Annotated in this window: 9 protein-coding genes; 6 read left to right on the top strand and 3 right to left on the bottom strand. The window is 69.8% G+C overall.

Features of this window, described 5'->3' with window-relative positions:
* Positions 1-88 precede the first annotated feature (88 nt).
* From GV007_RS06910 to GV007_RS06900, 3 genes are read left to right on the top strand one after another with little or no spacing between them, the layout of a single operon-like run.
* Positions 89-1,111: a 3-oxoacyl-ACP synthase III gene (locus tag GV007_RS06910; protein ID WP_160071656.1), complete on the top strand. Its 1,023-nt coding sequence runs from the start codon at positions 89-91 to the stop codon at positions 1,109-1,111.
* Positions 1,105-3,843 (top strand): alpha/beta fold hydrolase, encoded by a 2,739-nt coding sequence (locus tag GV007_RS06905; protein WP_160071654.1) that lies wholly within the window; start codon positions 1,105-1,107, stop codon positions 3,841-3,843. The genes GV007_RS06910 and GV007_RS06905 overlap by 7 nt, the downstream gene beginning before the upstream one ends.
* Positions 3,840-4,862, top strand: coding sequence for an NAD-dependent epimerase/dehydratase family protein (locus GV007_RS06900; protein WP_160071652.1), 1,023 nt, complete (start codon positions 3,840-3,842; stop codon positions 4,860-4,862). Before GV007_RS06905 ends, GV007_RS06900 begins: the two co-directional genes overlap by 4 nt.
* Positions 4,863-4,878: 16 nt before the next feature.
* Here GV007_RS06900 and GV007_RS06895 read toward each other — a convergent pair whose 3' ends face one another.
* Complete coding sequence (locus GV007_RS06895; protein WP_160071650.1) at positions 4,879-7,350, bottom strand: helix-turn-helix transcriptional regulator; 2,472 nt, start codon at positions 7,348-7,350, stop codon at positions 4,879-4,881.
* A 330-nt stretch (positions 7,351-7,680) separates the two neighbouring features.
* On the bottom strand, positions 7,681-9,033 hold the full coding sequence (gene mgtE, locus GV007_RS06890) for a magnesium transporter (protein WP_160071648.1): 1,353 nt from the start codon (positions 9,031-9,033) through the stop codon (positions 7,681-7,683).
* A 69-nt stretch (positions 9,034-9,102) separates the two neighbouring features.
* Here mgtE and GV007_RS06885 point away from each other — a divergent pair, with 69 nt between their 5' ends.
* Entirely contained in the window at positions 9,103-11,352 is a 2,250-nt protein-coding gene (locus GV007_RS06885; protein ID WP_160071647.1) for an ATP-binding cassette domain-containing protein, read from the top strand.
* Here GV007_RS06885 and GV007_RS06880 read toward each other — a convergent pair.
* A complete protein-coding gene (locus tag GV007_RS06880) occupies positions 11,349-12,281 on the bottom strand; it encodes a DUF4031 domain-containing protein (protein WP_160071646.1) in 933 nt (310 codons plus the stop codon). The genes GV007_RS06885 and GV007_RS06880 overlap by 4 nt on opposite strands.
* Before the next feature lie 28 nt (positions 12,282-12,309).
* On the opposite strand from GV007_RS06880, the gene GV007_RS06875 reads away from it, so the two are divergent.
* A complete protein-coding gene (locus GV007_RS06875) occupies positions 12,310-13,395 on the top strand; it encodes an S-(hydroxymethyl)mycothiol dehydrogenase (RefSeq protein ID WP_160074116.1) in 1,086 nt (361 codons plus the stop codon).
* Entirely contained in the window at positions 13,392-14,033 is a 642-nt protein-coding gene (locus GV007_RS06870; RefSeq protein ID WP_236558398.1) for an MBL fold metallo-hydrolase, read from the top strand. The genes GV007_RS06875 and GV007_RS06870 overlap by 4 nt, the downstream gene beginning before the upstream one ends.

Below are 14,033 nucleotides of genomic sequence, written 5' to 3'. Positions count from 1 at the left end.
CTGAGAATACGGTCATCGACGAACACCTAGACTGACGTGGTTACGCCCCTCCCCACTCTCTGCACGGCTCAGGACGCAAATTACATCTATGACAGGTAACGCGACTACTCGCTTCCACAACGTCTCGCTGCTGTCGGTTGCGAGCAGCCTTCCCTCGAAGGCAACGGCTTCGGCAGACATCGAAGGCAAGCTCGCCGCCGGCTTGAAGCGGCTTCGACTCCCAGGCAACCTCCTCGAGCGCGTCGCCGGCGTGACCGAGCGACGGAACTGGGCTGAGGGCGAATCGTTCACCGAGGCGACCGTCGCCGCCGGCCACGAGGCGCTCCGCCGCGCGGGTGTGGACGCGAGCGAGGTGGGCCTGCTTATCAACACGTCAGTGACCCGCACCCATCTCGAGCCATCGGTGGCCGTGCGCATGCACCACGGCCTGGGTATGCCGAGCTCCGCCGTGAACTTTGACATCGCGAACGCGTGCCTCGGCTTCGTGAACGGCATGACGCTCGCAGCGCAGATGATCGAGGCGGGCCAGATCCGCTACGCCATCATCGTCAACGGCGAGGACGCCGACGAGATCCAGGTGAACACCATCAACCGACTGCTCCGCGACGACATCGGGCGCGAGGACTTCATGAGTGAGTTCGCGAGCCTCACGCTCGGCTCCGGTGCGGCGGCAGCCGTGCTCGGACGCACGGACGAGCACCCCGAGGGGCACCAGATCCTCGGCGGCGTGACGCGAGCAGCGACCCAGTTCCACGAGCTGTGCGTCGGCAGCGTGCAGGGCATGTTCACGGATGCCAAGGCGCTGCTGCGCGGCGGCCTCGACCTCGTCGTGTCGGCCTGGAAAGAGGCGCAGACCGACTGGAACTGGTCGTCGATGGACCACTACATCACCCACCAGGTGTCGCGCGTCCACACCAACGCGATCGTCAAGGCCGTCGGCCTCGACGCCAAGCGCGTGCCGACCACCTACCCGACGCTCGGGAACGTCGGTCCCGCGTCCATCCCCATCACCCTCGACCTGCAGTCGAAGAGCCTGAAGCGCGACGACCGGGTCCTCCTCATGGGGGTCGGGTCCGGCCTCAACACGGCGATGATGGAGCTCAAGTGGTGAGGTCGGCCTCTCGCCCACCCGCCGGCCTGCCCGGCCTCCAGGAACGATTCAGCCGCCTCGTCGAGACGACGGGCGTCGGCGAGGACACCGGCTCGAGCCGCACCTGGCACCTCCTCGACACGGGGCCGATACTCCAGGAGCTGGGCATCGAACCCGTCGGCACGGTCCTCGCCGTGCACGGCAACCCCACGTGGTCGTACCTCTGGCGCTCGCTGGTGAGCGAATCGATCTCGGCCGCCGAATCCGGGGCGGCCGCGTGGCGCGTCATCGCGGTCGACCAGCTCGAGATGGGCTTCTCCGAGCGCACCGAGGTGCGTCGCACGCTCGAGCAGCGCATCCTCGATCTCGGCGCACTGACCGACGAGCTCGGTCTCAGCGGCAACGTCGTCTCACTCGGCCATGACTGGGGCGGGGTCGTCGCGCTTGGCTGGGCGGTCCGCCACCCGGAGCTGCTCACGGCGGTCGCCTCCCTCAACACCGCCGTCGACCAGCCGAGCGAGCTGCCCATCCCGGCCGCCCTGCGTCTCGCCCGCTTCGGCCCCGTGCTGCGCGCATCCACGTCGACGAGTCCGGCCTTCCTGGCCACGACGCTCGCCCTCGCGAATCCGCCGCTCGCCCCCCAGGTGAAGGCCGCCTACTCGGCGCCCTACCTCGATCGGGCCTCGCGGCTCGGCATCGAGCAGTTCGTGGCCGACATCCCGGTCGACGAATCCACACGGAGCCACGAGGCGCTGCAGGGTGTCTCCGCTGGTGTCGCCGCGCTCGACGTGCCAGCGCTGCTGCTCTGGGGCCCCCGCGACCCGATCTTCACCGACCTGTACCTGGGTGACCTCATGCGTCGCCTCCCCCACGCTGAGGTGCACCGCTTCGAAGGCGCTGGACACCTCATCGCGGAGGACACCCCGTACGCGACGCATCTCCTCGCCTGGCTCGACGACGTCGCCGCGGGAACTGCTCGTCGCCGGGGCCAGCACGCTCCGGAACCGAGCCCCGAGGACGCATCCACGCCCATGTGGGCTGCACTGGACGAGCACCGTGACGACCCGAGCATCGCTGCCCTCGAGATGGGGCGCGGGACGGATGGAGCTCCGCTGCGGGTCTCCTGGCGGCAGCTTGCGCGCCGAGTCGACGAGATCGCGGCCGGCCTGAGCGCCGTCGGGGTGCGCCGGGGCGACCGCGTGTCGCTGCTCGTGCAGCCTGGTGTCACCCTCACCGCCATCGTCTACGCCTGCCTGCGCATCGGCGCCGTCGTCGTCGTCGCGGATGCCGGGCTCGGCGTCAAGGGTCTCTCACGCGCCGTCCGCGGCGCCTGGCCCGACGTCATCATCGGCCAGGTCCCCGGTCTGACAGCGGCCAAGGCGCTCGGCTGGCCTGGCCTGCGCATCAGCGCCACGAGCATCCCGGCCAGCGCTCGAGCCGCCCTCGGTGTGGCGCACTCGCTCGCCGAGGTGGCCGCCCTCGGGCGCGGCGCGGCGCTGCCGACTCCTCCAGGTCCAGAGGACCTTGCAGCGGTGCTGTTCACCTCGGGCTCGACCGGACCCGCGAAGGGCGTCGTGTACACGCACCGCCAGTTGCAGGCAGTGCGGGACACGCTCCGCGACACCTACGGGGTGACGGCCGAATCGGGCCTCGTCACGGGCTTCGCCCCCTTCGCCTTGCTCGGCCCGGCCCTCGGAACCCGATCGGTGACGCCGGATATGGACGTCACCTCCCCCCGAACTCTCACGGCCACGGCCGTGGCTGATGCGGTCGTAGCGGCGGATGCGCGCATCGTGTTCCTCTCGCCCGCCGCGATCCTCAACGTCGTCGCGACGCGCGACGACCTCGATGCGGCGCAGCGCGAGGCCCTCGGGAGCGTCGACACGTTCCTCTCGACGGGGGCGCCCATCGGGGCGCGGCTGCTCGACGACGCCTGCGCCCTCATGCCGAACGCGGAGGCGCACACGCCGTACGGGATGACCGAGTGCCTGCTCGTCACCGACATCGACCGCGAGGGCATCTCCGCCGCCGCGCTCGCCGCTGACCACGGAGTGTGCGTCGGCACACCGATCGGGCGCAACGTCGTCCGCATCAGCGCTCTTGACGAGACGGGTGCCGCGACCGGCGCCCCCTCCGACCAGGCTGGAGTGCTCGGCGAGGTCATCATCAGCGCCCCACACCTCAAGGAGCGCTACGACCGCCTCGCGATGACCGATCGGGCGGCCGTGCGCGATCTGCCCGGCGGCGGCGCAGGGTCCGCCAGTCGGGGACCTTCCGATCAGGCCTGTTCCGATGACGCACGTTCCGATCACGGACATCCCGATCACGATGACCGGCGCCGCTGGCACCGCACGGGCGACGTCGGCCACCTCGACGCCGAGGGACGCCTCTGGATCGAGGGGCGCCTCCCCCACGTCTTCGTGACGGTCGACGGTCCACTCGCGCCGGTCGGCACTGAGCAGGACCTCGAGACGCTGCCGTGGGTGCGGCGCGCCGCCGTCGTCGGTGTCGGACCAGCCGGAACGGCGCAGGCGGTGGCCGTGCTCGAGACCCGGGAGCCTTCTCGCGGGGTCCGTGTGGCCGAGGCGGAGCTCGCCGACGCGCTCCGCGCCTCCACGACGCAGCCCCTCGCTGCCGCCCTCATCGTGCCCGAGCTGCCCACCGACATCAGACACAACTCGAAGATCGACCGGACCGCGCTCGCCAGCTGGGCTGAGCGCGCGCTCTCCGGGGAGCGGGTGTCGGCCCCATGAGGGTGCTCGTCACTGGGGCGAGCGGCATGCTGGGGCGCGCCGTGGCGGTGCAGCTGCGCGACGAGGGCCATGAGGTCACGACGATGCAGCGCAGCGCGAGCGGCATCGCCGGAGTGACGGACGCGCTCGGCTCGATCACCGACGACACAGCCGTTGCGCGTGCTGTCGTCGGCATGGAGGGGGTTGTCCACCTCGCGGCCAAGGTGTCGCTGAGCGGAGCGGAGGCGGAGTTCGAGGCCGTCAACATCGCCGGGACCGAGCGTCTCGTGGAGCATGCGAAGGCTGCGGGGGCGACCCGCTTCGTCATGGTCTCCTCCCCCTCCGTGGCCCACTTCGGTGCCGCCATCCACGGCGCGGGTGCGGATGAGGCCAGGCCCGACCTCGCCCACGGAAGCTACGCCCGGACGAAGGCGGAAGCGGAGCTGCGTGCTCTCGCCGCCGACTCCCCGGACTTCGCCGTCGTCGCGGTGCGCCCCCACCTGGTGTGGGGCCCCGGTGACACGCAGCTCGTGGCTCGCATCCTCGACCGGGCGACGAGGGGCACGCTGCCGCTCCTCGGGCGCGGTGCGGCCCTCATCGACTCATGCTACGTCGACAACGCCGCGTCGGGTATCGCAGCGGCGTTGCGGCGAGCGCCGGTCGCCCACGGCAACAGCTACGTCATCACGAACGGGGAGCCGCGGACCGTTGCGGAGCTCATGGAGGGGATCTGCCGCGCGGGTGGAGCGCCGCCGCCCCGACTCCGAGTGCCAGCCGTCATCGCTCGGGCCGCCGGCTCCCTCATCGAGGGCGTGTGGCGCATCCGACCGGGGCAGGATGAGCCGCCGATGACAAGATTCCTCGCCGAGCAGCTCTCGACGGCGCACTGGTTCGATCAGCGACGCACGCGCGCGGATCTGGACTGGACGCCGGCGGTCTCGCTGGAAGAAGGGCTGCAGCGACTCACCGACCACACCGCGGGTTCCGCCTCGGGATCCGGCTCGCATTCCGGCTCGGGATCGGGCCGAGAGCGACGCTAGCTCGTGTCAGGCACTCCTAGTCGAGGAAGCCCCGCCGCTCGGCGGCAGCCACCGCGGACCGCCGGTCGCCGGTCCCGAGCTTGCGGAACGCGCTGCGCAGCTGAGCACGCACGGTGTGCACGGAGACGAAGCGCTGCGCGGCGATCTGCGCGTTGGTCCAGTTCTGGCCCACGAGCCTGAGCACCTCGATCTCGGCGCTCGACAGCTCCTCGCCGACCGTGCAGGCTGACAGGGGTCGGGAGTCTGCCGCGACGACAACAAGAAGGGCGGCGATGCGGCCCGGCAGCTTGTCGCTGATAGACGCCATGAGGGCAGCGTCGCTGTCCGTCGCGAAGCGGAGCGCGAATCGGGCGTTGCGGTCGTCGAGGCACTGGGTGGCGATCGTCGCGATGCGGTTGGCGGCGGCGGCCAGGTTGCCCATCCGCAGCAGGCACAGCGCCGTGATCGTTCTCGCGATCGATGCGAACCTCGAGGCGAGCTTGGTGTCGGCCAGGGCTGCCTCAGCGTGTGCGATGGCTTCTCTGTGCCGGCCGCTGGCGAGCTCGACGAGGGACCGGGCGAGATTGATGTAGCAGTCGCCCTGCGCACCTTGGTAGTCGGCCGCCCGCTGCGCGCGAGCGCTCTGGCCGCGAGTGAGGAAGAAGGTGGTCGCCGCGAACGTCAGCAGAGTGGAGGGTCGCCCATCGCGCCAGGACTCGGCGCTGAGCTCGAGGAGCTCTTCGACCTCGGCGACCGGGTCCTCGTCGCCGACGAGGGCTTCCATGAGGATCCGGACGCTGGCCGCCGTGTCTTTCGGCAGGACCGCTCGCGGCAGGTCTCGGAGCTTCCTGGCCACGTCGAGCGCCCCGGCTTCCTTGCCGTCATCGAGGAGCTCGAAGCACTCGGCGAAGCCCGGGAGGCTCCGGCCGCTGAGCATCTCCGCGTCGGTCTGGCGGACGCCGCAGATGACGCCGATGATCTCGACGTGCCGCAGCGCATCGGCGTCGGTTCGGTTGAAGTCCTCGCCCTGCTCGGCGGCGAGCGCGGCGAGCTCGAGCGCGAAGGGCAGGTCGTCGGAGAGGATCGCTGCCCACTCGAGCACGAGGCAGTCGGCCGCGAACCGGCCGCGAGCGATGGGAGAAGCGGCGAGCGCGGCGAGCAGGGTTTCGTCGACGTCGCGGATGAGTGCCTTCGCATCCTGGAGGCCCCGCCGGGCAGCCGCACGGTCGCCCCCGAAGGAGGTCGCGAGCGAGTGCCTGGTGACCTGAGCGAACAGTCCGACGGGGTCACTTGGGGCGATCCTCGTGGTCGCGAGGCTGGACTCGCGGAGGCTGAGCAGGACGCCCCGTGTCGCCCCGAAGCGTCGCCACTTGAAGAGCGCGACGAGCAGGCGTGTGCTCACGAGTCGAGCGAGCACGCTCGCGGGGACTTGCACCATCTCCTCGACGCTCTCGCGGGGCGCGTACTCGTAGATGGTCCTGAAGTGACGCTGCGCTATCGATTCGGCCTCACCCCACGCGCGAGCCCTCAAGGCCAGGAAGAGTCGCTGCATGATGTTCTGCTCCCCCGGGAAGAATCCGATGGCCCCGGAGGCGAACGTCCGCGCCTCGTGTGGGGAGCGGTCGGCGGTGAGGAGCCTGAAGGTGTCGGCGTGCCAGACGAACTCGACGTCGAGCGTGAGACGGTTGATCTCGGTGGTGCCGTACGGCGAGGAGGCGAGCTGGTCGAACCAGTGATCACCGGCGATCTCCGCGGTGAGCAGCTGGAGGTCGCCCCTCGAGAAGCGGCGCAGCACGCTCAGGGCTCGCATCATGCGGACCGCGTCGACGCGGTCGAGCTCGGCGGGGTCGAAACGGCGGAGCTCCTGCAGCGTCATGGCCGCGCTCGACGTGCCACTGACGACGGACCATCCTTCCGCGTCCGCGTCAGAACGGGAGCGCTGCAGGGCGATGCGGGTTGTGAGGGGGTGGCCAGCGAGCGCATCGAGGAGCCGCATCCGAAGCGCTGGCGGTGCCCCCGGTTCGTTGAGGGCCAGCAGCCCGTCGAGCTCGGAAGCGTCGAAGGCGAGCTGGCTCGGGTGGATGACCATGCCTTCGGGGCCGAGCGAGGAGGCCCAGTCCGGCATGCCGAGGGAGGCGATGAGGAACCGCACACCCAGCTCGCGGTCGGGGCCGGCCACAAACCGCCTGATGTGCTCCCACAGCTCGTCGTCCTGCGCCACGATGAGGTCGTCGAGCATGACCGCGGTGCGCCCCGTGTGCACCCCGGAGTCGAGCTCGGCGAGGACGCGAAGCAGCTCGGCCCGAGAGGCGCACCAGAGGACCGTGGAGCCGGTCGCTCCGAGCTTGCCCCGCATCTGCCTGAGGAGGGTCGTGCGACCGTCGCCCGGCATCCCGACGATGAGGGTGAGGCGCTGTTCGGCGAGCGCGAGCCCCGAGAGCCGGTCGCGTTCGAGCGTGTGCCAAGGCTCTGCGGCTCGAGCTCCATCGTTGAGCGTGCTGCTGGACATGCTTGTTTCCCCCGCTGGTTCTCAGCGCTGCGCGCCGCGGACTCCCCCCAGAGTCCTGCGTGGTGTCGGAGCTCGTCCTCCGTCGCCACGCCTCGGCCCACGATACGGTTTCGGAGTTACGCGCGTCGTATACGGTCCGGCGCTGTCCAGCGATCTCCATCTGAGGCGACGAGCGGAGGAGACGTGTGCAGTGCGCTGTGTCAGATTTCGCCCCCTTGAGAAGCAGAATTGACTGTCGCCCCGCGAGCCCCGCGAGCTCAAGGAGCATGAGATGCCCCCGAATCAGCTCGGGCGTTTCCGACCTCTGGACGGGAGCCAGGGGCGCATCCGTCAGATGCCCAGCACGGATTTCGCGATCGAGAAGTAGACGATGAGTCCCGTCGCGTCGCAGAACGTCGAGATGAAGGGCGTCGAGAAGACCGCCGGATCGACCCGGATGGACTTCGCTACCAGCGGCATGACGCCGCCGACGGTCGCCGAGATGGTGCAGACGGAGAGCAGCGTCAGGCCGATGACGGTGCCGATGCCCAGCCCGTAGAAGAACGTCGCGACGGCGAAGGCCACCGCTCCGAGCGAGATGCCGAGCACGATGCCCGTGCGCAGCTCCTTGAGGGCGACGGGCCAGGCGTTCCTCGGGCGCACCTCCCCCATCGCCAAGGCCCTCGTCACGGTTGTCGCGGCCTGCGAGCCCGTATTGCCGCCGATACCCGTGAGGAGCGGGATGAACAGGGCGAGCGCGACCTGCTGCTCGAGGGTCGCCTCGAAGAGCTCGAGGACACTCACGGTCAGGATGGCGGAGATCGCGAGCACGAACAGCCAGACGACGCGCGAGCGCACGACCGCGAAGACGGGGGTCGTCAGGTAGGGGCGCCTCAGCGGCTCGGAGGCTCCCGCGTGCGCCTCGTCCTCGTCGCGGGCGGCCTCGACCATGCGGTGTGCGTCGTCGCCCGTGAGGAGGCCGAGGAGGCGCTCCTCGCGGTCGACGATGGGCATCGCGAGGACTCCCCGGTCCACGAGCGTCCGTGCCGTCACCTCCGCGTCGTCATCGGCGTGCGCGTAGAGGGCGGTCGCCATGTGCTCCTCGACGGCGTCGTTCGGCGACGCGAAGAACAGCTCGCGGAGACTGACGACCCCGAGGAGGCGCCGCCCATCGTCGATGACCGGGATCGTGTAGATCGTCTCGGCGTCCGCGCCTCGCTGCTGGATGCGCTCGAGCGCCACCCCGACGAGCTCCTGCGCGTACACGTGCACGTAGTCGGGCGTCATCCGCCTGCCGACGGAACCGACCGGGTAGCCGAGGATGATCGCCGTCTCGCCGCGTTCATCCGCCGGCAGCTCCTGCACGAGGCGCTTCGCGATCTTCGCCGGGAGCTCGTCCATCAGCGCGACCCGGTCGTCGGCGTCGAGCTCCGCGAACACCCGCGCGACGTCGGCATCGGAGAGCTGCGTGACGACCTCGCGCTGCGCTGGGGCGTCCATCCGCTCGAACACGGTCATGGCCTCGTCCTTCGGCAGCAGCCGGAACGCGACGCCGGCATCCCGGGCCGGGAGGCGCTCGAGCAGGACCGCGACGTCCGGGAGCGGCGCGCTCCCCAGGGCGGTCGCGGCGGCGCTCAGGTCTCCGCGAGCGAGATCGGTCGTGACGAGTTCGACGAGATCGTCGAGGGAGTGGATCGGAGGCATGGGGGCATCGAAGCACACCCTGACCTCCGGAGCGTGGCTCGCACCCCGGCGGGTCGCTACGATCACCGCATGCATGAAACCATCCGCGTGCGCGGCGCTCGCGAGAACAACCTCAAGGGAATCGACGTCGACATCCCGAAGCGGAAGCTCACGGTCTTCACTGGCGTCTCCGGGTCGGGCGAGAGCTCGCTCGTGTTCGGGACGATCGCGGCCGAGTCCCAGCGCCTCATCAACGAGACGTACACGGCCTTCGTGCAGTCGTTCATGCCCAGCCTCGCGCGGCCGGACGTCGAGGTGCTCGAGGGGCTGAGCGCGTCCATCGTGGTCGACCAGGAGCGCATGGGCGCGAACGCCCGCTCCACGGTGGGCACGGCGACCGACGCGCACACGATGCTCCGCATCATCTTCTCCCGCCTCGGGGCTCCATCGGCGGGACCGGCCGGCCACTTCAGCTTCAACCTCGCCGAGGGCATGTGCCCTCGCTGCGAGGGCATCGGACGCGTCACCGACCTCGACATCGATGAGGTCGTCGATCGAACGAAGTCGCTGAACGAGGGCGCGATCACGATTCCCGGCTACAAGGTCGATGGGTGGATGGTGCGCGGATACTCGGACGCGCCGTTCCTCGACGGCGACAAGAAGGTTGCCGACTTCTCTGAGGCAGAGCTGCACGACTTCCTCTACAAGGAGCCGACGAAGGTCAACATGCCGGCCCTCAACATGAACCTGAGCTACGAGGGGCTCATCCCCCGCATCCACAAGTCGATCCTGTCGAAGGACCCGGAAGCGGTGCAGCCCGCGATCCGCGCCTTCATGGACCGTGCGGTCACGTTCACCGCCTGCCCCGAGTGCGGGGGGACGCGCCTGAACCAGGTGGCCCTCGCGAGCCGAATCCAGGGCAAGAACATCGCCGACTGCTCGTCGATGCAGATCAGCGACCTGGCGGCGTTCATGAAGGGTGTGCGGGATCGGCAAGTCGCCCCGGTCATCGCGACCCTGCAGGAGACGCTCGACTCCCTCGTGAACATCGGGCTCGGCTATCTGAGCCTCGACCGCGAGTCGGGGAGCCTCTCGGGTGGCGAGGCACAGCGCGTGAAGATGGTGCGGCACCTGGGCTCGAGCCTCACGGACGTCACCTACGTGTTCGACGAGCCGACGGTCGGGCTCCACCCGCACGATATCCAGCGCATGAACGAGCTCCTGCTGCGCTTGCGCGACAAGGGGAACACGGTGCTGGTCGTTGAGCACAAGCCCGAGACGATCGCGATCGCCGACCACGTCGTCGATCTTGGGCCCCGTGCAGGGTCCGGCGGCGGAGAGCTGCAGTTCGCGGGCACGGTCGAGGGACTGCGCGCGTCGGGGACCCTCACGGGCAAGCACCTCGACGACAGGGTCTCGCTCAAGGAGGAGACGCGCGGTTCGAAGACGAGCCTCGAGATCCGCGGGGCGACGCGTCACAACCTCAAGGATGTGGACGTCGATATCCCCCTTGGCGTGCTGACGGTCGTGACGGGGGTCGCGGGCTCGGGCAAGAGCTCCCTCATCCACGGGTCGATCCCGAAGTCGGCCAATGTGGTCGTCGTCGACCAGACCGCCATCCGCGGCTCCAGGCGGAGCACGCCCGCCACCTACACGGGGGTCCTCGACGCGATCCGGGCGGCCTTCGCGAAGGCCAACGGCGTCAAGCCTGGCCTGTTCAGCGCTAACTCCTCTGGTGCCTGCCAGAAGTGCAACGGCCTCGGGGTCATCTTCACGGACCTCGCCATGATGGCGGCGGTGTCGACGGTGTGCGAGGAATGCGAGGGCAAGCGCTTCCAGGCTGAGGTGCTCGCTTACACGCTCGACGGCAAGAACATCAGCGAGGTGCTGTCGATGTCGATCGCGGAGGCGCACGAGTTCTTCGCCACCGGTCCCGCCAACAAGGTGCTGGGGCGCCTCGTCGACGTCGGGCTCGGCTACCTGGGGCTCGGGCAGCCGCTCACGACGCTGTCGGGTGGCGAGCGCCAGCGGCTCAAGCTGGCGATCCACATGGCGGAGAAAGGCGGCGTGTACGTGCTCGACGAGCCGACGACGGGCCTGCACCTCGCGGATGTGCGGCAGCTGCTCTCGCTCCTGGATCGGCTCGTGGACTCGGGCAAGTCGGTCATCGTCATCGAGCATCACCAGGCGGTCATGGCGCACGCCGACTGGATCATCGACATCGGCCCCGGCGCTGGCCACGATGGCGGCTCGGTGGTGTTCGAGGGGACACCCGCGCAGCTCGTGGCCGACCCGTCGACCCTCACCGGCAAGCACCTCGCGGGCTACGTGGGCGCCTAGCGTCGAAGTGCGTCGAGCTCGTGCTCGAGGTTTCGTCTCGCCCGTTCCTCCCAGTCCTCCGGGGCGGCGGGTGACACGAAGAGGCGGGGCGTCGCGAGCAGTGTCTCGAGCACGGACGCGCGGCCGGCTCGCCACTGCTCGTCGGTGACGTGCGCGAAATCGCGCCTCACCAGCGCGACGTAGCGCGCGTAGCCGTCCTCCGAGCGCGCGAGGACGGCGAGGTCGGCGTCCATGAGGATCTGACCGGCCGCGTCGCTCTCCGCCACCGTGTGGACGATGGTCGCGAGCACGAGGCGCTCGACGTCGGCGACGAGGGTGGAGTCGACGCCGAGGGCCGTGAGCCGCTCGACGGCGAGGTCGGCGCTGGCGCGTTCGTCGTCGCCTGCGGCGCCCTCGTAGACCGCGTCGTGGAACCAGGCGGCGAGCCTGGCGGTCAGCAGTTCGCGCTCGGCCAGGGGCTCCCGGGTCTCGGCGGCGCGGAGGCGCATGATGTCGATGGCGTCCAGCACCGAGAGCAGGTGCGTCACGTCGTGGTAGTGCCGGGAGGGAGCCGACCAGGCGTCCAGGAGGTCGTCGCGCAGTGCATCCGTCGCCCGCTGCCTGCCACCAGTCACGGGCAGCTCGAGCTCGGCCCAGCGTCGGACGAGGGTGAGCCGGGCCCGCTTGGGCCTGTCGCGCGCGGGCACGCGCACGCCTCCCGCGACGAGTCGGCGCACGAGCTCGGAGCCCCCCACGGGTTCGGCCCCGAGCGCGACGAGAGCGCCGTACTGCTCGGCCGGGACGTCGTAGTGGTCGACGTCGAAGGCGCGGTCGCGGATGCCCGCCTTCCGGGCGAAGGCGTGCAGCTCGTCGACGGAGTCGTCGGACACGAGGTGCGAGAACGTCGTGCCGTGCGCGGGCCAGACGGGCGGATCGATCAGGATGACCATCCAGAGAGACTACGACTACCCTTGCCACATGGTCTCCCGTGTCAAAGGTGCAGTTGTCCGTGGCAAGAACGAACCGGTGTCGATCGAGACGGTGCTGGTCCCCGATCCGGGGCCAGGCGAAGCCGTGGTCGACATCATCACGAGCGGTGTCTGCCACACCGATCTCCACTATCAGCAGGGTGGGATCAGCGATGACTTCCCGTTCCTGCTCGGCCATGAGGCCACCGGTCGCGTGTCGGCGGTCGGCGAGGGCGTGACGGAGGTCGCGGTCGGCGACCGGGTCATCCTGAACTGGCGCGCGGTGTGCGGCGAGTGCCGTGCCTGCGCGAAGGGGCAGCCTCAGTACTGCTTCAACACCCACAACGCGACGCAGAAGATGACGCTGGAGGACGGCACGGAGCTCTCCCCCGCTCTCGGCATCGGCGCGTTCATCGAGAAGACGCTCGTCGCCGCTGGCCAGTGCACGAAGGTCGACGAGGAGTCGGATGCGGCTGCCGTCGGTCTCCTGGGCTGCGGCGTCATGGCCGGCATCGGTGCCGCCATCAACACGGGCGAGGTGAAGCGCGGCGAGTCGGTCGCGGTCATCGGCTGCGGTGGGGTGGGCATGGCGGCGATCGCCGGGGCCGCCTTGGCCGGGGCGACGACGATCATCGCCGTCGACATCGACCCAGCGAAGCTGGAGCGTGCCGCCCACTTCGGGGCGACGCACACCATCGACTCCCGGGAGGAGGACGTCGTCGAAGGCGTCAGAGCCCTCACGGGCGGGTTCGGAGCCGATGTGGTCATCGAGGCCGTTGGTCGACCCGAGACGTACAAGCAGGCGTTCTACGCCCGCGACCTCGCCGGTCGCGTTGTGCTCGTCGGGGTGCCGACGCCTGAGATGACCCTCGAGCTTCCGCTGCTCGATGTCTTCGGCCGCGGCGGCTCTCTGAAGTCGTCCTGGTACGGGGACTGCCTCCCGAGTCGCGACTTCCCGATGCTCGTCGAGCAGTACCGCCTCGGCAGGCTCGACTTGGACGCCTTCGTCTCGGAGCGCATCGGCATCGACGACATCGAGGCGTCGTTCGGCCGCATGAAGGACGGCACGGTTCTGCGTTCGGTGGTGGAGCTGTGAGCGGCCACGGCAAGGTGCGCATCGACCGTGTCGTCACAAGCGGCACGTTCTCCCTCGACGGGGGCACATGGGACGTCGACAACAACGTGTACCTGGTCGGCGACGACGAGGACGTCGTCGTGATCGACCCGGCCCACGACGCCCAGGCGGTGCGTGACGCGGTCGGCGACCGCCGCGTGCGCCGGGTGCTCCTGACGCACGGGCATGACGATCACATCGCGGCGGCGCAGGAGTTCGCGACGCTCGTGGACGCGCCCGTCGCGCTGCACGACGGCGACCGGATGCTCTGGGATGCGGTCTACCCCGGCTCGGCTCCCGACATCGAGCTCACGGACGACGACCGAATCGTGATCGATGAGGTCGACCTGCAGGTGCTGCACACGCCGGGCCATTCGCCCGGGTCGGTCTGCTTCTACGCTCCGGCCCTCGGGGCGCTGTTCAGCGGAGACACGCTCTTCAGCGGCGGGCCCGGGGCCACGGGTCGGAGCTACAGCGATTTCGGGACGATCATCGCGTCGATCTCGGAGCGCCTGCTGACGCTGCCGGCGGAAACGAAGGTCTTCACGGGTCACGGGGATTCGACGACGATCGGGGCGGAATCGCCGCACCTCGAAGAATGGATCGCGCGTGGCCACTGA

It is taken from the genome of Pseudoclavibacter sp. 8L (assembly GCF_902506465.1).
Classification (GTDB): domain Bacteria; phylum Actinomycetota; class Actinomycetes; order Actinomycetales; family Microbacteriaceae; genus Pseudoclavibacter.
The sequence above is the reverse complement of the archived record's forward strand: the minus strand, read 5'-3'. Positions and strand labels throughout refer to the sequence as shown.

What these genes read in the sequence shown, in the direction of transcription:
- GV007_RS06895 (WP_160071650.1), bottom strand. Translation starts at nt 7,350, where the DNA reads ATGTCCAGCAGCACGCTCAACGATGGAGCTCGAGCCGCAGAGCCTTGG.
- GV007_RS06910 (WP_160071656.1), top strand. Translation starts at nt 89, where the DNA reads ATGACAGGTAACGCGACTACTCGCTTCCACAACGTCTCGCTGCTGTCG.
- mgtE (WP_160071648.1), bottom strand. Translation starts at nt 9,033, where the DNA reads ATGCCTCCGATCCACTCCCTCGACGATCTCGTCGAACTCGTCACGACC.
- GV007_RS06885 (WP_160071647.1), top strand. Translation starts at nt 9,103, where the DNA reads ATGCATGAAACCATCCGCGTGCGCGGCGCTCGCGAGAACAACCTCAAG.
- GV007_RS06875 (WP_160074116.1), top strand. Translation starts at nt 12,310, where the DNA reads ATGGTCTCCCGTGTCAAAGGTGCAGTTGTCCGTGGCAAGAACGAACCG.
- GV007_RS06880 (WP_160071646.1), bottom strand. Translation starts at nt 12,281, where the DNA reads ATGGTCATCCTGATCGATCCGCCCGTCTGGCCCGCGCACGGCACGACG.
- GV007_RS06900 (WP_160071652.1), top strand. Translation starts at nt 3,840, where the DNA reads ATGAGGGTGCTCGTCACTGGGGCGAGCGGCATGCTGGGGCGCGCCGTG.